Consider the following 20,277-nt stretch of genomic DNA (forward strand, 5'->3'; position numbering starts at 1 on the left):
TATTTTAGAACGTTACATTTAATATCGAATTATTTTCAATTTATAAATTACTCAATATTTTCAAATATACTGTAATGCGACAAAAACCATTCTCTCGAATAGACGAGCATTTTTCGCATTATTTTCTTTGATTCCAGAGAATCGTTATTAGCCAGCGCGTTGATCAAATCCTTGTGCAACGGCAGCGTGCGTTCAACCTCGCGGCGCGCACCTTCGTGTTCACGCCAGATCGCAATGTGCATGGGCCCAGCCCTCAGCCACAAACGTTCAATCGCGTCCAATATATAATGATTGTTGCACTGGCGATATATTTCAAAATGAAAATTATAGTTGAAAAGCTGAACCTGTCCGAAATCATCGCTTTGGATAAGCTCTGCGATCGTCTTCAAATGCTGACGAAGCTCAGTAATAATCGGTTTTGTTATGTTCTTTGCCGCCTCGGCAGTGGCAAAGCATTCCAACAACAACCGTGCCTTGAATAAACTATCGAGTTCATCCAGATCATGTACTGGAACCCGTATTGACCTGTTAGGCAGAAATTCGAAGGCGCCCTGATAAGCCAGTTGCTGGATCGCCTCCCGCACCGGCATCAAACCAAGATTGAGCTGGCTGGCAAGCTGCGAGATCGTCGCCGAACTGGCGGGTGCGAACTTGCCCGTGAAAAACGCGCGGCGCAGCTCGTGATACGCCATCTCCCGCTTTGTCAGGTGCCTGACCTGGCTCAACCCCTCCGGTTCCATCTTCACGTTAAATCCTAGCCTTGTTACCACCTGTGGAGACAGCGTGCCAAATCAAGCTCAAAGCTCACCTTCTTGTAGCGTGTCAACTGAAAACCTAACAGATTTTATATAATGTCTCTTCAAGACCGCCCCAAACGACCGTGCCTCGATCGCCTTTTTTGCCGAACGATGGCTCTGAGCGAGAAATTGCGCGTCGCGAACAACCTGTCCTTACGCCATTTTGCAAATCAACATCCATCTGCGAATTTCGACGCTCGATGTCCCGGCGCTCCGGTCACCCTATGGCCTTCGGATGATTGAAGACCTCGACGTTTCGCTGCTTCGCACCGGTAACGACAGCCCTGGCCAGCCGGCACCGAGGTCAGGACAGAGGCAAATGCCCCGACCGAAACAGCACTTCGACCGCTTCTGCGCGATGACGAAGCACCGTGCCCTGGTTGAGATAACCCTTGTCTGTAATTTCGCCGGCCTCGGCAGACGGCGCGTCTGGGAGCACGTGCACGAAACGCACTTGCGTGCTGGGTCCCACCTGCGACGCGTTATAGCGCGCGATCCCGCGATACAGCACCTCTTGTACGGCAGGATCTGAAAGCGTTGCAGACACATCTCCGGCGGGGTCGGCTGCAAGCTTGCGGCACGCCTCCAGATTCGGGAAAACAAGAATACCAATTTCCGGCCGCCCCTCGCCCGCCACCACGACGTCGGCGACGACCGGATCCGTCGCGGCAGTCACGGCAAGGCGAAGCGCAGAGACATTCACCCACGTTCCCGATGAGAGCTTGAAATTCTCCGCAATACGCCCATCGAAAACGAAGCCGCTCTCGGGCTTGCCATTTTCAGCGAAAACGGCTGCATCACCAATCCGATAAAAGCCGTCCGCGTCAAATGCGGCTGTATTCGCGTCCGGCTGGCGCCAGTAACCCGGCATGACGTTGGGGCCGCGTACGCGCAGCTCCTTACGTCCATCGCTATCGACCATCTTGATCTCGGTCCCTGGCAGCGGAACGCCGAGATTGGCTGCATGGCTGGTCGGGAAATAGATGACGGTCGAGAATGGAGCCGTTTCAGTCGATCCCCAGCCACCCAGGATCGGTGGCACCCGGCCGATCGCGCGTCGAGCCGCTGCTTCCAATCTTGACCGGGTCGATTCCGGAAGTGTCGCGGCCGCATTGAACAGCATGTCGAGACGAGAAAAGAAAGTCTCGGCCAGCGAAGCGTCTTCCTCCAGCCAAGGCAAGAGCGCAGCATATCCAGCGGGAACATTGAAATAGGCTGTGGGCGCTATGGTTCGCAGCGCCGTCACGGTCCGTCCGATCAGCGCCTGAACCGGCTTCCCGTGATCGATATGCAGCGTCCCTCCGAAGTAGAGCGCGATGTTGAAACAGCAATTGCCGCCGAAAGTGTGGTTCCACGGCAGCCAATCAACAAGCACGGGTGGGCGCTCCGAGAGGAAGGGCCACACACGCTCAAGCGCCTGCATGTTCGAAACCATCATGCGTTGCGTGTTGGGCACGGCTTTCGGCGTGCCGGTCGAACCGGACGTGAACAACAGCTTTGCGACGGTAGCCCCGTCTATGAGGGGCAACATGCCGTTTGGCAACGACTCCGAAGCCGGCGCGAATTCGTCAAGTCTCTCGACTTGCAAACCGGAAAGTGTCTGCAGCGCATCTGCGGACACCCCGTCCGCCAGCACCAGTCCGGGCGTCATGAGCGCAGCCAAATGAGCGAGCTTGGCATAAGGTGCAGCTGCAGGCATCGCATAGGCCGGCGAGACAATTGAAACCGGAATTCCGGCAAGCGTCGCACCCAGCATCCAAAGCGCATGTTCAATGCCGTTGCCGGCGACGATCATGAGCGGGTGTTCTGCATCAAGACCGTATGCGAGCAGGCAGGCAGCTCGGCCGCGCGCCTGCGCAAAGCCCTCCGCATAGGTAAGCGTCTTCCGCACGCCTTCGACGACCTCGGACAGAAAAACGCGATCGGGCGCTACGCCCGCCCAGTACGCAAGTCGTTCCGGCAGGGTTTCCTCCCTCTCCCGCAACGCGATCGCATTGCGCAGGATCAGCCCATCCCGCACGCGCTCTACATGCACTTCGACGGGTGGAAATGCACCCTCACCCGAAACGGTCGACATGGCACCTCCGCAAACGGTCTCTCGCCGTCTACGGCAATGCATAACATTCTATACCGTATTGACGTCAAGACAATCAAACAACTTAATTCAAATTAGCACTTTATACGTTTTCTCTAGACAGAATCACCCACCATACATACCTTTCCGTACGGAATGAGGTGTAAAATGAGAATGTCCCAACTCCTGGAACCGGCGGGCGCTGTCGATCGGCGTATTTTCTGGGACCAGAAAATCTATGAACGTGAACTCGAACGCATTTTTGCGCGCGCATGGCTGTTCGTTGCTCACGAAAGCCAGCTTGCCGAGCCCGGCGCATTCGTCACGACCTATATGGGCGAGGATGCGGTAATCGTTGCGCGCGGGGACAGCGGCGCGATCAATGTATTCCTGAACAGCTGCCCGCATCGCGGCAACCGAGTCTGTTTTGCAGACAGCGGCAAGAGTCGTACGTTCACGTGCAACTACCACGGCTGGGCATTCGGCCTCGACGGCGCACTAAAGAAAATGCCGAAAATGGGGCTCTACAAAGCCACACCCGGTTTCCGGACAGAGGACTGGGGCCTGAAGCAAGCCCGCGTGGAAACCTACAAGGGGCTCGTTTTTGCGACCTTCGCCGAAGACGCTCCGACGCTCGCCGCCTATCTCGGCGACTTCCGCTGGTATCTGGACGCTGTGCTTGATACCGACGACAGCGGCACCGAATTTTTGCCCGGCGGCGCAACCCGCTCCGTGATCGCCTGTAACTGGAAATTCCCAGCCGACAATTTTGTTGGTGACATCTACCATGCACTCTGGACGCACCTTGGGGGCTCCGAGCCCACACTCGGTCGGCACGGCGGCGTCATTGTCAGCAATGAAGGCAGCTACCAGGTCTCCGTGAACGGGCACGGGTGGGAATTCAACGACAGTTTCCTTGGGAATGCCGCGACAATGGGCGACCGCGACCTGCTGCGCTACATGCGTTCCCGCCAGGAGGCGATCGCCGCACGGCTCGGCGAATTCCGCATGACGATGTGGGGCTCGGTCGCGTCCGCAACCGTGTTTCCAAACTTCTCGTTCCTGCCGGGCTATTTCACGTTCCGCACCTTTCAGCCGAAGGGGCCGACTAGGACCGAAATCCATGCGTGGACATTGGTGCCAAAATCGATGCCTGAAGAAATCAAGGACCGCTTTCGGCGCGGATCGATGCGAACCTTCTCGCCTTCCGGCCTCCTCGAGATGGACGACGGCGAGAACTGGGAGCATTCCACATCCGCCAATGCGGGCTTCGTCACCCGCAACCAGAAGCTCTGCTACCAGATGGCGCCGGAAGGCACCCGCACCCATGCAGAGCTTCCCGGAGAGGTAACGGCAGGCCAGCTTTCGGACGCTAATCAGCGCGCCTTCTATACGCGCTGGGCTGAATTCATGGACGCGGAACGCTGGGCCGACATCCCGCTTTCACCAACCTTCGAAGACAGGAGGGCCGCGGAATGAATGTGGCAGGCGAACGCAAAGCCGATTATTCCGTATACCCACGCCTTTCCTTCGCCGAAGCCCGGGAGGCAGCCGCATCCTTGCTCGCGCTCAGCGGCGATGGCGCGCCTGTCGAGGACACGCTTCTGCACCGTATCGAACGCTTCTATCTGCGTGAGGCGCGGCTGCTCGACAGCGAGCGTTACGCCGAATGGTACGATTTGCTCGCCGACGATCTCTTCTACTGGATGCCACTGCGCGAAAACCGATTCCGCCGTGATGCCCGCAGCGAAATCGACCCCGCGGGCATGGCGTTATTCGACGATTGCAAGGCCGATATCGCCGTGCGCATCGGCCGTCTCGCCTCCGGCCTGGTATGGACCGAAGATCCGCCAACGCGGCATGTCTACGTGGTCTCCAATATAGAGGCTTTCAAGACAGAAGACGACGGACTGTTTGAAGTCCACTCCGTCTTCGTACAACATCGCAATCGCTCGGAGCGCGACGAAGCCACGCTCTTTGGACGCAGGCGCGATCTCATCTGCGTACACGGCTCGTCATTCCAGATTGTCCGTCGACTGATTCTGCTATCCCAGTCCGTACTGCTCACCAAGAATCTCTCGGTGTTCTTCTGATGGGGCGGCTGGAGGGCACGCGCGCGATCGTCACGGGTGCAGGGTCGGGCATCGGGCGTGCCGTAGCGCAGCGCTTCACTGCAGAGGGTGCGCAGGTACTCGGCGTCGTTCGGAATCCTCGCGATGTCAAGCTGTTGGAGGCAGAAGGCATCGCCGTGATCATCGGTGACGTCGCGGATTATGAAACAGCCCATCGCGCCGTGGAAACCGCAGCGGTACGTTTCGGCGGGCTCGATGTCTATGTCGCGAACGCGGGCCTCTGGGATTTCAGCAAGCGCGTGGAAAAACAATCCCCCGGGGAGTTGAAGGCGGGCTTCGACGAGATATTCGGCGTGAACCTGCTCGGCGCACTTTATGGCGCGCACGCAGCCCTGCCGCGCTTGCGCGACTCCGGCGGCAGCGTGATCGTCACCGGATCCAACGCCTGCTTTCGCGCTGGCGGCGGCGGCGCACTCTACACAGCATCGAAATTTGCGCTGCGCGGAATGGTGATGCAGCTTGCAAAGGAATTCGCGCCGGTACGCGTGAACGGGGTCGCACCGGGCGCAACCAACACCGGCCTTTCCGGCCCTTCAGCGTTCGGACAGCAGGATCGCGCGATGAACTTGGACGCTGTACGCATGTCGGCAATGGCAGATCACATGCTGCTCGGCCGCATCTCGCAGCCCGAGGAGCACTGCGGGCTCTACGTAACGCTCGCGTCCAAAACCGAAAGCAGCTACGTGACCGGCGCCATGCTGCTTTCAGACGGCGGGCTGACGATTTCCGTCTGATCGTTTCCGTTCAGCGTGGCCAGCCAGGCAACGCTGGCAACGCCGCATAGTCCGCGACGAGGTCATCGACGATCTCGCGGGTGGATTGCACGGCGCGTGTCTGCCCGACGGAATGTCCCGCACCCCAGATCGTCTTCCACACCTTCGTGCCACCGTGGAGATTGGAGAAGTCGACGCGCCTCTTCACATCCAGCATCTCTTGCGTGATACCGGCGCGGTCGAGGCTTTCCTTCATCCAGTTGGAGGGTATCCCGGTAACGGCTGTGGTTGTGACGATATCCGTCATTTCTGCACGCATCAGCATGGCGCGATTGGCGTCGCTGACGAGGCTTTCGGTGGAGGCGATGAAGCGCGTGCCCATGTAGGCGAAATCGGCACCCAGATCGAGCGCCGCGCGGATTCCCTTCGCGCTTCCGATCGCACCGCCGAGCACCAGCGGCCCATCCCAAAAGCGGCGCACCGCCTCCACGAACGCGAAGGCGCTGTATTGACCCGTGTGCCCACCCGCCCCGCTTGCCACGAGCACGAGACCGTCCGCTCCGGCGTCCAGGGCCTTGCGCGCCTGTTCGGGATTTATGACATCGGAAAACACAGCACCACCATAGGCGTGGACGCGCTCGAGCGGTCGTTTCGGCGAACCAAGTGCAGTGATAACGACACCCGGGCGATATTCGCAAATGAGATCAAGTTCGGCATCGAACCGTTCATACGTCGGGTGCACGATCATGTTGATCGCCCACATGCCCGCCCGTCCCGCTGTATCAAGCTCACTGGTGATCCTCGGCAGCCACGCCGCGAGATCTTCTATCGTCCGCGCGTTCGGCGCTGGAAATGCCCCCAGGATTCCGGCCTTGCCCGCAGCGACCACGAGATCGGGTCCGGAAATGAGGAACATGGGCGCAGCGATCACCGGAAGACGCATCCGTGCAGCGAGCGCCTCTACGACCTCACCCGGCATCGGCGTTCTTTTTGGGCGGCCGCTGGAAATGATGGCCCCATGCGGAATTCGTCGCGTGCGTCACGACGTGCCAGCCCTCGTCATCGACCTCAAGACCGCCCCAGCCATATTCGATATCGAATCCGGACGGCGACATCGGATAGAAGGACAGCATCTCGTCGTTCGAATGACGCCCAAGTGTGAACGACAAATGCACGCCATTTTCGAGGCAACGGTACATGGCGCGGCCCACGTCATCGAGTTGCTCCGCCTCGACCATCAGGTGGACAATCTTGCGCGGGATCGGCACCGGCGCGAGCGCCAGCGAATGATGCCGCCCGTTGCAGCGCAAGAAGCTGATCGAAAGCGGCCGGCCAGAGATCACTTCGGTCTCGATATGATCGGAAATCCGGAAGCCGAGCACATCGGTGTAGAAGTCCATCATTCTTGCCTTGTCGCGGCAAGCAAGGACAATATGACCCAGCCCCTGACGCCCCGTCTTGAACCGGACACCGTACGGGCTGACAGGTGGCGCGTCGGTACGCTGAAGCGGACCATAGAACGCTTCCAGTACCGTCCCTTCCGAATCGCTGAAACGGATGAGGTCGCGGACGCGGCGATCTTTCGCCACCTCCGGTCCCGGCCGTTCGGCCGCGATTCCGGCATCCATGAGGCGCACGGCAAGGGCTTCGAGCGCACGCGCATCGCTTACCTCCCAGCCAGCGAACGCCAGATCATCGCGAGCCCCTTCGATCAGACGGATGCGACATGAATAAGCATCGAGTCTGAGATCGACGGAACCGTCGTCGCGCCGCGACGCGGGGATACCAAGCAGGTCGCCAGCAAAATGCATCCAGCGGTCCATATCGGAGACCTCCAGCCCGACATACCCGAGCGCTTTGATTTCGGCAGTCATATCAGCCCCCAAGATGCCGCAGTGTCAGCGCCACAAAGTCTGCCTGACGTTCCGACTGAACCCAGTGGCCGCACTTGCCGAAAATATGAAGCTCGGCGTCCGGTATGGTGCGCGCGAGCTTTATGCCCATCTCGACCGGGATTACGCGATCCTCTCGCCCGTGCAGGACCAGCGTTGGCTGCGCGATGGTGGCCACAACGGCTTCGGGCATGCCCGAAAGCGGTGTGTCTCCGTCCTCGTTCGGCTTTGCAAGCAGCTGGCGCAGCCCCTCCTGTGCGCCAGGGATCAGGCTGGTCTGGTAACGGTCCTCGACGAGCTCATCGGTGATAGAGGCAGGGTCAAAAGGAAAATGGCTCATGGCGACGCGCATGTTCTCGCGCGAAGGCGTATAGTCCCATCCGACCCGGAGGCCGGGCGTCATCATGAACCTGTCGCAGGGCGTCCCCATCAACACCAACCGGTCGAAGCGATCACCGAACCGCGCCGCGGCCGCAAGCGCAAGCGAGCCGCCGAAACTGTTGCCGACGAGACTCGCCTTTGCGATGCCGAGCGCGTCCATGAAACCCAGCAGGTGTTTTACCCAGTATTTGATGTCGTAGGCGGCCCCGGCCTTGCGTTCGGTAAAGCCGAACCCGGCCATGTCGGGCGCCAGCACATGAAAATACTCCCCGAGTACGGGAAGAATGCGCTTCCAGTTTGTCCATGCGGAAACGCCCGGTCCAGAACCGTGAAGAAGGATGACTGGATGCCCTTTGCCAGCATCATGATAATTCGTATCGGTATCGAAAGCCCTTATTACCTTAGCTTTTCCCGCAGATGTATGTTCCGTCATGCCACCTCTACCTGTTTTCGACGACAGTTGCGTCTTAGGTAAAAAATGTCAATACGTTAGCGTATGGTATGGAAGTTCGGCGAGAAAAGGTGACCCGTCACCAGTCATCGGCTAGAAACGCCGGCATGACCGCAATGAAGCCATCAAAATCGCGTCCGAAGCCAAAGGACAGCCCCCGCCTGGGCGCCAATGACTGGGTTCGGGGGGCACTCGACCTCCTCGCAGAGGAAGGGGTCGACGGCGTCCGTATCGAGGTGCTCGCGAAACGGCTCGGCGTCACCAAGGGCAGCTTCTACTGGCACTTCAAGGACAGGCAGGGATTCCTGCGCGCCATGCTCGACGACTGGCGGCGCCGCGCTACGCTGGACATCATCAATCGCATCGAAAGCGGTGAGGAACCTCCCCAAGAGCGCCTGCGGACCCTGCTCCACCTTCCGTTTCGCGGTGGAAGGTCGAAACGAGGCGCCGATGTGGAGCTTTCCATCCGATTGTGGGGCCGCACTGACATGGTTGCGAGAGACACGCTCGCCGAAATAGACAAGCTGCGCCTGCGATATATTTCGAAGCTCTTCGCGGAAGCCGGATTCGCTGTGAAAGAGGCCGAGAGCCGCGCTGTCCTTGCTTATGCCTATATGCGGGTCGCGGTGTCGCTTATCGACGACCAAGCCGAAATGATCGAACGCTGCGAGACCCTTCTGCTCACCTCAACGGCAGCCCAGGCTTAAGAAAAGAATTGCGCGCCGTCGTTTCAGGCCCTCATCAACACCAGCCAACTGGGTAATTGCGCGCAGGCGCCTCCAGGGCAGGCGGGCACGGATGTCCCGCTTCACTTGAGAACCTAGGACTCCCTTCGCGGACCTCCATTTTGCATCCATAGCTTCCGGCTATAGGACAGCACAGCATTGAGCGCTCGCAGTCACTCGCATTATTTTATATTTTATATCACATATTTTAAAGAAATTCGTCACGGCCGCGTTTGGCATAGAGGAGGCAAGAATGGGGATGGGCTCGGGAACATTTCAATCCAACACAAGCGGACGCTCGATTTTCCGAGGAAAGAGCAAGCTATTTGCAACTGCGGCCACACTTATCTGTGTCGGCACGCCCGCATTCGCCCAAGCGCCCGCCACAGAAAGGGCGGCCGATGAAGAAATCGTCATCACCGGCTCGCTGATCACTCGGAGCGGCTTCGATGCGCCGACACCAGTCACTGCGATTGGCACTGAGGATCTCTTGCGTATTGCAGCACCCGACATCGCAAATGCGATCAACCAGTTTCCTTCCGTCCGTCCGTCGCTGACGCCGGCAAGCACAGGCAATCTCAGCAGTTTGGGCGCCGGAAACTACATCGACCTTCGCGGTCTCGGCTACCTTAGAACGCAGATATTGATCGACGGTCGACGCTATGCGCCGAATACACCCAACGGGGGCGTCAACGTCAGCTCAATTCCCCAGACACTGATTCGTGGAGTGGATGTCGTTACAGGCGGTGCTTCGGCAGCCTATGGATCCGATGCCGTCGCAGGAGTCGTCAATTTTCTCATTGACGACGAGTTTCAAGGCTTCAAAGGCAAACTCCAGGGCGGCATCACGGACCACAACGATTATCGCAACTACCTCGCCTCGATGGCTTTCGGCACAAGCCTCGCCGACAATAGGGTCCGGGTCACGGTTGCCGTTGAAGCGGCGGAGAACAGCGGCATTGATTTTATCAGCGATCGCGATTGGGGTGACAACCCCGCACGCATTCCAAATCCTGCATCGACTTCAACGAACGACGAGCCTCGCAACCTTATCGTCATGGGCGCGAAGGCGGCGAACGCCAGCTACGGCGGTGTCATCAACTCTCCGGGACGCCTGCGTGGCATCCAGTTCGCGCCCGATGGATCAGCTATTCCTTTTAGATATGGCACACTCGCCACCAGTTCATCAATGGTCGGCGGCGACGGTGTCAACCTTACGGCGGACAATGTCGGTTCAGTTCCTTCGGAGCGATACACGGCCTTTGGACGTCTGACATTCGAGGCTAGCGATTATCTGACGCTTTTTGCCGAGATGAACTATGCCAAGATACAATCTCGATACCTCGGCCTTTCGCAGATCGAGCAACTCACGATAAAGGCGGACAACCCCTTCTTGCCGGACTCTATCCGTGATGTGATGGTCGCTGAAGGCATTCCGAGCTTTGTTATGGGCCGTAGCTCGAATGACTATGCACGCGTGAAGCTTAACCTCGATATAGATACGCTGCAGGCTGTAGCAGGGGGCGAAGGAAGCTTTGGCAAATCCTGGACGTGGAATGCCTATTACAGTTACGGCAAAACTGACAATCTGGCACGTTCGGAAAATTCGCGCATTAACGCGAAATTCGCGCTAGCCCTCGATGCAGTAACGAACCCCGCGACGGGGGCAATTGCCTGTCGTTCTACGCTCAGCGACCCAACCAACGGTTGCGTACCCATCAATTTGATTGGTGAAGGCAATGTCACCGACGCTGCTGCGAATTATGTGAACGGAACATCCCTTCGCAGATGGGATATCAAGCAGCATGTTATCGCGGGCACAGTGCGCGGCGAGCCCTTCTCCACTTGGGCCGGCCCCGTTGGCGTTGCCGTAGGCGCTGAATACCGAAACTGGAAGGTCCTGACGACCTCGGATGCCATTTCAGCAGTACAAGGCTTTCGGAACGGCGGCACTATTCCATACACCGGAAAAGTCACGGTCAAGGAAGTCTTTGGCGAGGTCCTGATACCCCTCGCATCAAAAGAAAGCTGGGCGGAGGATCTCAGCCTCAATCTTGCAGGCCGCATCACCGACTACAGCACCTCGGGTACAGTAGAGACTTGGAAGGCGGGTCTCAGCTATGCAGTCAGTGATAGCATTCGCCTTCGCGCCACGCGCTCGCGTGACATTCGCGCACCGGGCCTGGAGGAATTGTTCGCAGCGGGCTCGACGAGTTCGCTAGCCGTGCAGGATCCAGCCTTCGGCGGCGAAAGCTACTCGGTTCTCGCTGCCAACACTGGTAACCCTGGTCTCGTACCTGAAAAGGCCGACACATTAACTGCCGGCATCGTTCTGACACCTGAATTCGTTCCCGGATTCAAACTTTCCATCGACTATTACGATATCAGGATGAAGGACGCGATCATATCGCTGACGCCTGCTGCTATCGTCGACCAATGCTATACTACGGCGCCGCAGCTTTGCTCGCTCATCACCCGCGGCGTCGACGGCCGAATAACAAATGTTCTGAATGGCCCCGTCAACCTTCAGCGTGTTTTGGTACGCGGTCTGGATTTCGAAACAACCTATAGCTTTCCCGTTGGGGAATCTCAGATCAACGTCCGTGCACTCGCAAGCTATATCGACAAGGCTTTGATCGACAACGGCACCACAACAAGTGAACTGCATGATGCTGTTAATCAGCCAACAGTCGCAGCTCTCGGCGGCAATCCACGTTGGCGTTTCAACGCTAGCGCAAGCTACATAGCGGATTCATATCGCTTCAGCCTAACGGGGCGCTACATTGGTGGCGGGAGAATAGAACCCGGATTCACCTCGAAGGACCTGGATGTCTTGCGCGCAAAAGGTCGCCTGTATTTCGACATCTCGGCTGAACACTCGATCGTCGAGAAGGGAGAGAATTCGGTAGTCCTATTTGCGGCGGTGCAGAATCTTCTCGACAAAGATCCGCCGATTACGGGTGTCGGCGGCTACGGCACGACGCGCGCACTATATGATACGATCGGCCGCACCTACAATATCGGCGTGCGATTTCAGTTCTAAATTTGATGCGACACAATGGATCAACATACACTAAGATAGTTGGGGCTCGTCTGGCCGAAGTGAGAAATCCTACGGCCAGATGAAATCTCTGTGGGCGCATTCCTGACTGGCCCCCAGCAAGAGCCCGCTCGACGTCATCGGCGGAAGATCTTTAAGGATTATCCCAAACCAACGAACACAAGCCTTGTCGGGAAGCGGCGTTCACTCCCGATACTCGACTTCCAGCTGGACCTGGCCGACCGCGTCGTCAATGGTGCAATACTTACCATATGATACCATTATCCCCGTCGAGCCGACTTTCGAACGAAGGGCGCGCGTCCTCGCCAGCCGGGCAGCCCATGCACGAGTAATTTGAAAGGAAGGCTGGGCCGCTCCGCATACCTGTGCCACCATACTGGCAGGGCCGGGCGGCAAGCCGTGGAACCAGATCACGTTCCAGCACCACTGGCGCAAGGCAACGATTGTCGCAGGATGCGACGGCCTCCACTTCAACGACCTGCGCGGCACGACCTGCACGTCACTGTCCGAGGCCGGGTGCACACCGCAGGAAATCGCGGCCATGCTCGGGTGGACCGTGCAGACCGTGAACGCCATGCTGGACACGTATCAGGCCATGACAGCGAGCCTCTCGAACAACGCTGTGGCGAAGCTCGAAGCCAGACGGGCTGCGGAAAAAAGTGCGGGAACACCTGTGGATAACTTCGGTGGGAGTATGATAAGTGCTTGAAAACGCTTGGCTGGGGCGGAAGGATTCGAACCTTCGCATGGCGGTACCAAAAACCGCTGCCTTACCGCTTGGCTACGCCCCAATGCGATGCTTGAAACGGCGAATGCCGTGTTTGCGGCCGCCCTTATAGCCGCTGCTCCGGCTTTGGAAAGAGGTGCCTTGAGGCTTTGTTTCAGGCGCTGACGCCGCGGCGAACCGTGCCGCCGCGTGTCGCCAGGAAGAGCGTCGCCACGTACATGACAGTGCCGAGGCCAAGGAGCGCAAGACTGTAGGCCGGGAACATCACGCCGAGGAAATTGGGCAGCGCCACCAGTGCCGCGTAGATGCCGAGACCCGCGGGCCAGCCCCAGCGCGCGTGCAGATAGTGGTGGAGGTGGTTGCGGTCACCCGAGAACGGGTTGCGGCCCTGCCGCATTCGCCAGACCATGAGCCGGACCGTATCGAGAACCGGGACCAGGAACAGCAGCGCGACCTGCCCCGCATCGAACGTCGCGAAACTGTGGTTGTAGGCGTAGATGGCGAGCAGGCCGAAAATCGCCGAAATACCGTAGCTCCCGCCATCGCCGAGGAACAGCGCGCCCTTCATGTTGAACCAGAGCATGATCACGAGGCTGCCGGCGATGCCGAACAGCAGCGGATCGAAGGACTGCGGGTTGCGGGCGAAGAGCACGGCTGTCCAGATCAGCGACAGCGTGAGGACGATGCCGTTTTTGCCGTCCGCCATATTCACGGCGTTCAGAAGCCCGATGAGGCAGACGAGCGTGAACAGCACCGAAGCCCATGATGGGAGCAGGATGAGCTGGTCGACCCCAGCGAAGCGCAGGAAATCCACGCGAAGATCAGGCACTTCGAGGATCGTAAGGACAAGCACGAACGAGGTGAGTGCCAACCGCACAATGGGGGACAGACCCATGCGATCGTCAGCGAGGCCGACGAGTGCCATTGCCCCGACCGCGAAGCCGAACCACAGAATCTGCCAATCGAGCAGCGCGGAATCCTTGGCGAGGAGGTGATAAAGCAGCAGCGCCGAGGCTTCGAACGCCAGCACGACGGCAAGGCCGCCGACCAAGGGCGTCACGCGGGCGTGGCGCTTACGGCCACCGAACGGATCGGGATAATCGAGAAGCCCCAGCAGGCTGCCGATACGGCCTGCGTTTCGCCCCACGAAAAACGCGATCGCGACGCCTATGGCAGCGCAGAGCATGTTCAGGCTCATCGCGGTCATTGCCGTGTACTGGCCCCTTCCTCATCAGCGTGCACCGACCTTACCGTTGCGGCCCGGCCAGCGCTACGCTAACTCCCCTCAGTGTGGCGACGAAGTGCAACGTTTCGCCTTTATGCAGGATGAATCAATGACTTTTCTCGTGACCGGAGCCGCAGGTTTCATCGGCTACCATCTTTCGGAACGGCTGCTTTCGCGCGGCGAGCGGGTCATCGGCATCGACAACGTCAACGACTATTACAGCCCGACGCTGAAGCGCGACCGCATCGCCGATCTGAAACGGCGGCACAACGGCTTCACCTTCATCGAGCAGGACTTCGCGGACTTCGAAGGCTTGAAAACTGCGCTTGCGCCGCACCGGATCGAGCGGATCGCCCATCTCGGCGCGCAGGCCGGCGTCCGCTACTCACTCACGAACCCGCACGCCTACGTGCATTCCAACCTCGTCGGCCACCTCAACCTGATGGAATATGCGCGGCATTCGGACAGTGTCGAGCACCTCGTCTATGCCTCGTCGTCGTCGGTTTACGGCAAGAACGAGAAGCTGCCGTTCTCGGTGGAGGACCGCGTCGACCAGCCGATCTCGCTCTATGCGGCCACCAAAAAGGCCGACGAGCTGATGAGCGAGACCTACAGCCACCTCTACCGCCTGCCGCAGACTGGGCTCAGGTTCTTCACCGTATATGGCCCGTGGGGCCGACCCGACATGGCGATGTGGCTGTTCACCGATGCCATCCTGAAGGGCGAGCCGATCCAGGTGTTCAACGGCGGCGACATGCGCCGCGACTTCACATACGTTGACGATATCGTTTCGGGCATCGTCGCCTGCCTCGACAACCCTCCGCCCGACGACGGCAGCGTGAAGGCCGGCGGATCGGTGAGCCCGCACCGCGTCTACAACATCGGCAACCACCGCTCCGAAGAGCTGATGCACATGATCGCAGTGCTCGAAAAGGCGGTCGGCAAGACAGCGATCAAGCAGTTCGAACCGATGCAGCCCGGTGACGTGAAGGACACGTTCGCCGATATTTCCGCGATCGAGCGCGATCTCGGCTTCCATCCGACCACGTCGATCGAGGAGGGCATTCCCCGCTTCGTCGACTGGTTCCGTACCTACCACGGCGTCTGACGGGCGTGTCGCTGAACTACCTGCTCTGGGCGCTTTTTGGCCCCGCAGCCTGGTTTGTCTGGCTGACACTGCTTACCGCGATCTTCCTCTTTTGCGGCGCGCTGCGGTCCGCGCGCGGTGCGATCGCGCTTCTGGCGCTTTGGACCCTCCTGTTCGCTATCCTGCCGACTGGGAACTGGCTGATGAACCGGCTGGAGGCCGCCTATCCGCGCCCAGCCGCCCTGCCAGAGCGGATCGACGCCGTGGCGGTGCTCGCCGGCGCGGAACAGCTGCGCGCCTCGGCGCTGTCGGGTTCGCTGGAAGTCGGCCCGCACGGTGAGAGGGTGAGCGAAGCGCTCGCGCTCGCGCAGGCCTACCCGAGTGCAAAAATCTGGATCGTCGGCGGTGTGAACCGTCAGGGCAGCCGCGACGTCGACTGGACGGCCGACTACTGGCGCCGGGCGGGTCTGCCGCAAGGCCGCATCGGCAAGATCACGGGAACGCTCGACACCTGCGCCAATGCGCGCGGCATTGCCGCGGCGCTGCCCGGCAAGCGCGTGCTGCTCGTGACGTCAGGCTTCCATATGCCGCGCGCGATGGCGTGCATGGAAGCCGCAGGCGTCGATGCGCTTGCCTACCCGGTGGACCGGCAAGCAAGCGACCGCGAATTCTCGCCCGCGTTCATCGAAAATGTCGAGCGCGCCGACCTTGCGCTCCACGAATACGTGGGTTTCGCCTGGTATCGATTGAGAGGCCGTCTATAGCTGCCAGCGGGCGACCCCTGCCGGCAAGGCCTTGCCACGCAGCGCGCCCTTGATGTCTGCAACGAGCCCGCCGTCCTTCACGAGACCCCCGATCGCAGGCGGGTCCATGGCCAGATATTCGGCGTGCGGAACCGCGAGCACCACCGCATTGTAGCGACGCGAGAGCGCGTCCGCATCGAGCGTCAGGTGATATTCGTGAACGGCTTCCTCGGGGTCTGCGAGCGGATCGTGCACCGTGACGTTGTGGCCGAGCCACTTCAGGCGTTCGATGACGTCGACCACCTTGGAATTGCGAAGATCGGGAACGTCTTCCTTGAAGGTGAGCCCCATCACGAGAACATCACCGGCCTTACGCAGCCGATCGTGCACCTGATCCGCAACATAGGCGCCCATGCTGTCGTTGATCGAGCGGCCCGCGAGAATGACGCGTGGAAGCTGACCTAGCTGCTGCGCCTTGTAGCTGAGGTAGTATGGATCGACGCCGATGCAGTGGCCGCCGACGAGACCGGGGCGGAACGGCAGGAAGTTCCACTTGGTGCCGGCCGCATCGAGCACGTCGTAAACTGAGAGGTCGATCTTCTGAAAGATTTGCGTGATCTCGTTGACGAAGGCGATGTTGATGTCGCGCTGCGCGTTTTCGATGACCTTCGCGGCTTCGGCCGCCTTGATGGACGCCGCGCGGAATACGCCGCCGGTCGTGACCTTGTTGTAGAGCGCCGCCACCTTGTCGAGCACTTCGGGGCTTTCGCCCGAAACCACCTTGATGATCTTGTCGACCGTGTGTTCGCGGTCGCCGGGGTTGATGCGCTCTGGCGAGTAGCCGAGGAAGAAGTCCTTGCCCTGCTTCAGGCCAGATACCTTTTCGATGATGGGGCCGCAGATCTCTTCGGTGACACCGGGATAGACCGTGCTCTCGTAAACGATCACTGGCTTCGAGCCCGCGGTGATCGCCGCCGCGAGCGCGCGCGTTGCGCCTTCGACGGGACCGAGATCGGGCTGGTTGGCGCCGTCGACCGGCGTCGGCACTGTCACGATGATGAAGGCGGCGTCCGCGCAGGATGCCATGTCGGACGCGTATTTGAGGCTGCTGGCCTTCAGCGTGTCGCTGTCGATCTCACGCGTCGCATCATGCCCGTCTTTCAGCGCAGCGATGCGGGCGGCGTTTATATCGACCCCCGTCGTGTCGAAATGGCGCGCCAACGCTACTGCCAGCGGCAAACCGACATAGCCGAGGCCGACGACGACCACCTTCGTTGCAGCATCAAGGCTCATGCATTCATTCCCACAGGTTCGGCGGCGGGCAACGCGCCCGCTGCGACTAGTTGTTCCGGTCCGCCAGAATCGCGATAGAAGCGACGGCGGTCGCCAATTGCCCGAAAATGGTTGCTACATCACGAACGATACCAAGAGTCCTGAGCGGTTGCAGGTTCTTCGGCACGATGATCGTGCTGCCCGGCGGCACGACGACATTGGAACGCCGCCAGAAACTGGACCGGACCGGCTGCGCGCTGCCGTTCGGCAGAACCAGGAACACCCGACCATCGTCCGCCGTGGACTGCGTTCCGCCAACCTCCGAGACATACTCCGAAACCGACTTGCCCGGCTGGAACTGGACGGCGCCCGGGTTGGAGACATCGCCAAGCGCGAGCACGTAGGTCGGCTTCTTGGGGATGTGCAGCGTGTCACCGCCATCGAGTATGGGATCGAGGTCAGGTCGCTGGGCAAGCACCCGGGGATCGGCTTCGACCACCATGCGCCCGACAGCCTCGGTCTCTGACAAGGTCTTGATCAGATCCCCCGCAGCGATAATCGATTGCCCATTCACATTTTCCTGTGCCGCCAGAGCGAGCAGCGAGGTGTTGAGTTCACGCGCGGTACGCTGGAAGCCCTCCTGCTGCTGTTCCCGAACACTCCTGCGCGTGAAGACACCGCCATAGGGATACGCCTGATCGGTGAGACCGCCAGCACGGGCGATGAGCTCGGAAAGCCGCTCGCCCTTGCGGATCGTATAGAGGCCCGGACTGTTGAACTCTCCCGTCAACAGCACCGCACCGGCTTCATAAGCCGCATTGTTCGCCGTAATGCGGATGTCGTCGCCAGCGCTCACAAGAACATTGGCAAGCCGGTCTTCCTGACCCTGCGCCATTTCATAGCGCGTAAACGGTCCACCCGCCGGGGTGATATCCAACACAGGGTCACGCACGTTTGCCATGACACCATCAGACGCTGAGACAAGTGCATCGGCAGAGATCGACCCTGCCACGGGATAGGCACCCGGTCGCCGAACGGCGCCGCCCACGCTGACGCTGTGCTCGATCAGGACAGGAAGGAGTTCCGGAACATCCTCGAACACAGCGGGGCACTCGCGATTCTTACGCGCGAGTTTTTCGGCATCCGATTCTTCAATCTCGTTCCGGTCATATTGCTGGTCTCGATCGCTCTCGCCCCGCGTCCGGGCCGCCGCACGGTCCATCCTCTCGACTTCCTGCAGGGGCCGTGTACGAACCGCCTCCAGCGATTCATTGGATCCGCTCGTTCCGGCGCCAGTAAGCGCGCGTCCTGCGCTTGCGGCCACGTCGCGTCCCTCGCGCTCGACGGTGATCGTGCCGCGCGTAATGACGTTAAAACGAGGTGATTGCGTATCCGCAACGAGACTTTGGAGCTTTTCAAGCGCGTAGCATTGCGGCTTCGGGTTATCCTGCCCCAAAATAATCTGGCGTGTAGCGCTTGAGTTCAGGAAGGCGATGTCCTCGGCACTGAACACATACACACGATCATCGCCGCGAAGCGCCACGGGGCGACTGCGATCAAGCGCGCTGCGCAGGTCTGCCGCTTCATAGGTGCGCATACCGGTGAGTGCATTGCGCCGGATGATGATCGCCATTGGCATATAGGTGCCGAGTTGCAAATCCTCGGGCCCGCCAATCAGATCGGCGAGCGTCGGGACAGCGGCAAGCGCTCGCGCTCCGGGATTTCGGACGTGGCCGGCAAGCATGACTCGATCAAAGGCTGCACCTGCACTGCCCGAAAGCACCTGCACTCCATCCCCCGACCAGATAGCGGCGGCTGTTCCCTGCGGACGGACGAAAATCTCGCGCCCGTCGTCTCCGATGCGGCTGATCGAAATCTGGTATCCGCGGGGGTAAAGCGCGCCGCCGGCATAAGCGATGACATCGCTGACGCTCGCCGAGCCCTGAATCTCGTAGATTCCAGGGCGCGCAACGGAACCGGTGACGGCGACCGTATTGCCCACCACCGGTACAACGATGCGGTCGCCATCCTGCACGCGGATACGCGATGCCGTTCCGATACCGAGCAGGCCGTAGAGATCGACCGTGCGTGTGACCCCGCCCCGGACGAGACGGATGTTCCGAAGACTACCTGCCTTGCGGACACCTCCAGCAAGCGCAATCGCGTTCGCGACGTCGGACAGCGCAGTGACCTGATATTGCCCCGGCCTCTCGACCTCGCCGCCAACGAGCACCGTCGCCGAACGCACGCCGCCCAGCGAGACGAACACGTCGGTACCAAGCAGGTTCTGACGCGTGGCCTGGGATAGCGAAGTGCGTACCGAACCCAGCGTCCGGCCCGCAGCGCGGATGGGCGGCAGGCTGCCGACGATCAGCCGACCATCGCGGGCCACGCGCGCGCTTTGACTCGTATTGGTGGCGCCCTGAAACGTGACGACCAGTTCATCGCCCGGCCCGAGCACATAACCATCGGAAACCTCGCCGGTGACAGGGCCGGAGCCGCCTTCGGAAACCCGGAACAGATCATAGCCGAACTGCCGAAGCGACGGGTCACCAAGCCGTTCCCGATACTGCCGCTCGACCGGCGACGGCAGGTAGAGGGAATTCAGCTGAATCCGCGATTGCTGGCGGCGGAGTTCACGCTCTTCGCTGGTCAGCTCCGTGTTTGACGGCAGCGTGATGCGGCCGCTCTGTTCGCGGGCCTGATCAACCTGTGCGCCGGCATCCTGCGTCCCCTGCAGCCGACCCTGAAGCTGCTCGATAACGCGCGGATCGACCTGCGCCGCAGCGGGAAACGCCAGACCAAAGATCAGGGCAACTTGCAGTGATCGCCGAGCAGCCCCCACCGCCAGAGCATGTATTGCATTCGACGCCGCGCGCACGATTGCCATGCCCAGCCCTCTCCCGATCAAAGTGGTTGTCACGCGTGATAGATAGGCCGGAAATGCCAGTCAACTCGCCGCGGTCCCATATCGAGACAGGCGATTGTACACACGGG

At 60.1% G+C, this 20,277-nt stretch carries 16 protein-coding genes and 1 tRNA gene; 8 read left to right on the plus strand and 9 right to left on the minus strand.

Annotated features, from left to right (window positions below):
• Nucleotides 1–47: 47 nt before the first annotated feature.
• The gene (locus ACE3TJ_RS03740; protein WP_374599297.1) at nt 48–740 is read right to left on the minus strand and encodes a GntR family transcriptional regulator; all 693 of its coding nucleotides are present in this window, start codon (nt 738–740) and stop codon (nt 48–50) included.
• Between the two features lie 361 nt (nt 741–1,101).
• Nucleotides 1,102–2,874 carry an AMP-binding protein gene (locus ACE3TJ_RS03745; RefSeq protein ID WP_374593981.1) on the minus strand — a complete coding sequence of 591 codons (1,773 nt, stop codon included), beginning with the start codon at nt 2,872–2,874 and terminating at the stop codon, nt 1,102–1,104.
• A 171-nt stretch (nt 2,875–3,045) separates the two neighbouring features.
• Here ACE3TJ_RS03745 and ACE3TJ_RS03750 point away from each other — a divergent pair, with 171 nt between their 5' ends.
• The 3 genes from ACE3TJ_RS03750 to ACE3TJ_RS03760 are packed head-to-tail and all read left to right on the plus strand — an operon-like array spanning nt 3,046 to nt 5,737.
• Nucleotides 3,046–4,350 carry an aromatic ring-hydroxylating dioxygenase subunit alpha gene (locus ACE3TJ_RS03750; protein WP_374593983.1) on the plus strand — a complete coding sequence of 435 codons (1,305 nt, stop codon included), beginning with the start codon at nt 3,046–3,048 and terminating at the stop codon, nt 4,348–4,350.
• On the plus strand, nt 4,347–4,964 hold the full coding sequence (locus tag ACE3TJ_RS03755; RefSeq protein WP_374593985.1) for a 3-phenylpropionate/cinnamic acid dioxygenase subunit beta: 618 nt from the start codon (nt 4,347–4,349) through the stop codon (nt 4,962–4,964). The genes ACE3TJ_RS03750 and ACE3TJ_RS03755 overlap by 4 nt, the downstream gene beginning before the upstream one ends.
• A complete protein-coding gene (locus ACE3TJ_RS03760) occupies nt 4,964–5,737 on the plus strand; it encodes an SDR family oxidoreductase (RefSeq protein WP_374593987.1) in 774 nt (257 codons plus the stop codon). Before ACE3TJ_RS03755 ends, ACE3TJ_RS03760 begins: the two co-directional genes overlap by 1 nt.
• Nucleotides 5,738–5,747: 10 nt before the next feature.
• Here ACE3TJ_RS03760 and ACE3TJ_RS03765 read toward each other — a convergent pair whose 3' ends face one another.
• From ACE3TJ_RS03765 to ACE3TJ_RS03775, 3 genes are read right to left on the minus strand one after another with little or no spacing between them, the layout of a single operon-like run.
• On the minus strand, nt 5,748–6,695 hold the full coding sequence (locus ACE3TJ_RS03765) for an NAD(P)H-dependent flavin oxidoreductase (protein ID WP_374593989.1): 948 nt from the start codon (nt 6,693–6,695) through the stop codon (nt 5,748–5,750).
• The gene (locus ACE3TJ_RS03770) at nt 6,685–7,590 is read right to left on the minus strand and encodes a VOC family protein (protein ID WP_374593991.1); all 906 of its coding nucleotides are present in this window, start codon (nt 7,588–7,590) and stop codon (nt 6,685–6,687) included. The genes ACE3TJ_RS03765 and ACE3TJ_RS03770 overlap by 11 nt, the downstream gene beginning before the upstream one ends.
• A gap of 1 nt (nt 7,591) precedes the next feature.
• Entirely contained in the window at nt 7,592–8,422 is an 831-nt protein-coding gene (locus tag ACE3TJ_RS03775) for an alpha/beta fold hydrolase (protein WP_374593993.1), read from the minus strand.
• Nucleotides 8,423–8,547: 125 nt separating this feature from the next.
• On the opposite strand from ACE3TJ_RS03775, the gene ACE3TJ_RS03780 reads away from it, so the two are divergent.
• The 3 genes from ACE3TJ_RS03780 (at nt 8,548) to ACE3TJ_RS03790 (ending at nt 12,935) form a co-directional block, all read left to right on the plus strand.
• A complete protein-coding gene (locus ACE3TJ_RS03780; protein WP_374593995.1) occupies nt 8,548–9,147 on the plus strand; it encodes a TetR/AcrR family transcriptional regulator in 600 nt (199 codons plus the stop codon).
• A 271-nt stretch (nt 9,148–9,418) separates the two neighbouring features.
• Nucleotides 9,419–12,208: a TonB-dependent receptor domain-containing protein gene (locus tag ACE3TJ_RS03785; protein WP_374593997.1), complete on the plus strand. Its 2,790-nt coding sequence runs from the start codon at nt 9,419–9,421 to the stop codon at nt 12,206–12,208.
• Between the two features lie 394 nt (nt 12,209–12,602).
• On the plus strand, nt 12,603–12,935 hold the full coding sequence (locus ACE3TJ_RS03790; protein WP_374599299.1) for a tyrosine-type recombinase/integrase: 333 nt from the start codon (nt 12,603–12,605) through the stop codon (nt 12,933–12,935).
• Between the two features lie 7 nt (nt 12,936–12,942).
• Here the strand turns inward: ACE3TJ_RS03790 and ACE3TJ_RS03795 are convergent.
• Nucleotides 12,943–13,017 (minus strand) — tRNA-Gln (locus ACE3TJ_RS03795).
• Between the two features lie 90 nt (nt 13,018–13,107).
• A complete protein-coding gene (locus ACE3TJ_RS03800) occupies nt 13,108–14,160 on the minus strand; it encodes an MraY family glycosyltransferase (protein WP_374593999.1) in 1,053 nt (350 codons plus the stop codon).
• Nucleotides 14,161–14,287: 127 nt separating this feature from the next.
• On the opposite strand from ACE3TJ_RS03800, the gene ACE3TJ_RS03805 reads away from it, so the two are divergent.
• Complete coding sequence (locus ACE3TJ_RS03805; RefSeq protein ID WP_374594001.1) at nt 14,288–15,286, plus strand: GDP-mannose 4,6-dehydratase; 999 nt, start codon at nt 14,288–14,290, stop codon at nt 15,284–15,286.
• 5 nt (nt 15,287–15,291) lie between these two features.
• Nucleotides 15,292–16,029: a YdcF family protein gene (locus tag ACE3TJ_RS03810; protein WP_374594003.1), complete on the plus strand. Its 738-nt coding sequence runs from the start codon at nt 15,292–15,294 to the stop codon at nt 16,027–16,029.
• Here the strand turns inward: ACE3TJ_RS03810 and ACE3TJ_RS03815 are convergent.
• Both ACE3TJ_RS03815 and ACE3TJ_RS03820 read right to left on the minus strand, forming a co-directional pair.
• Complete coding sequence (locus tag ACE3TJ_RS03815; RefSeq protein WP_374594005.1) at nt 16,024–17,301, minus strand: nucleotide sugar dehydrogenase; 1,278 nt, start codon at nt 17,299–17,301, stop codon at nt 16,024–16,026. The two genes, ACE3TJ_RS03810 and ACE3TJ_RS03815, sit on opposite strands and share 6 nt — an antisense overlap.
• Before the next feature lie 46 nt (nt 17,302–17,347).
• The gene (locus tag ACE3TJ_RS03820) at nt 17,348–20,170 is read right to left on the minus strand and encodes an SLBB domain-containing protein (RefSeq protein ID WP_374594007.1); all 2,823 of its coding nucleotides are present in this window, start codon (nt 20,168–20,170) and stop codon (nt 17,348–17,350) included.
• Nucleotides 20,171–20,277 lie beyond the last annotated feature (107 nt).

It is taken from the genome of Sphingosinicella sp. (assembly GCF_041916975.1).
Lineage (GTDB): Bacteria > Pseudomonadota > Alphaproteobacteria > Sphingomonadales > Sphingomonadaceae > Sphingosinicella.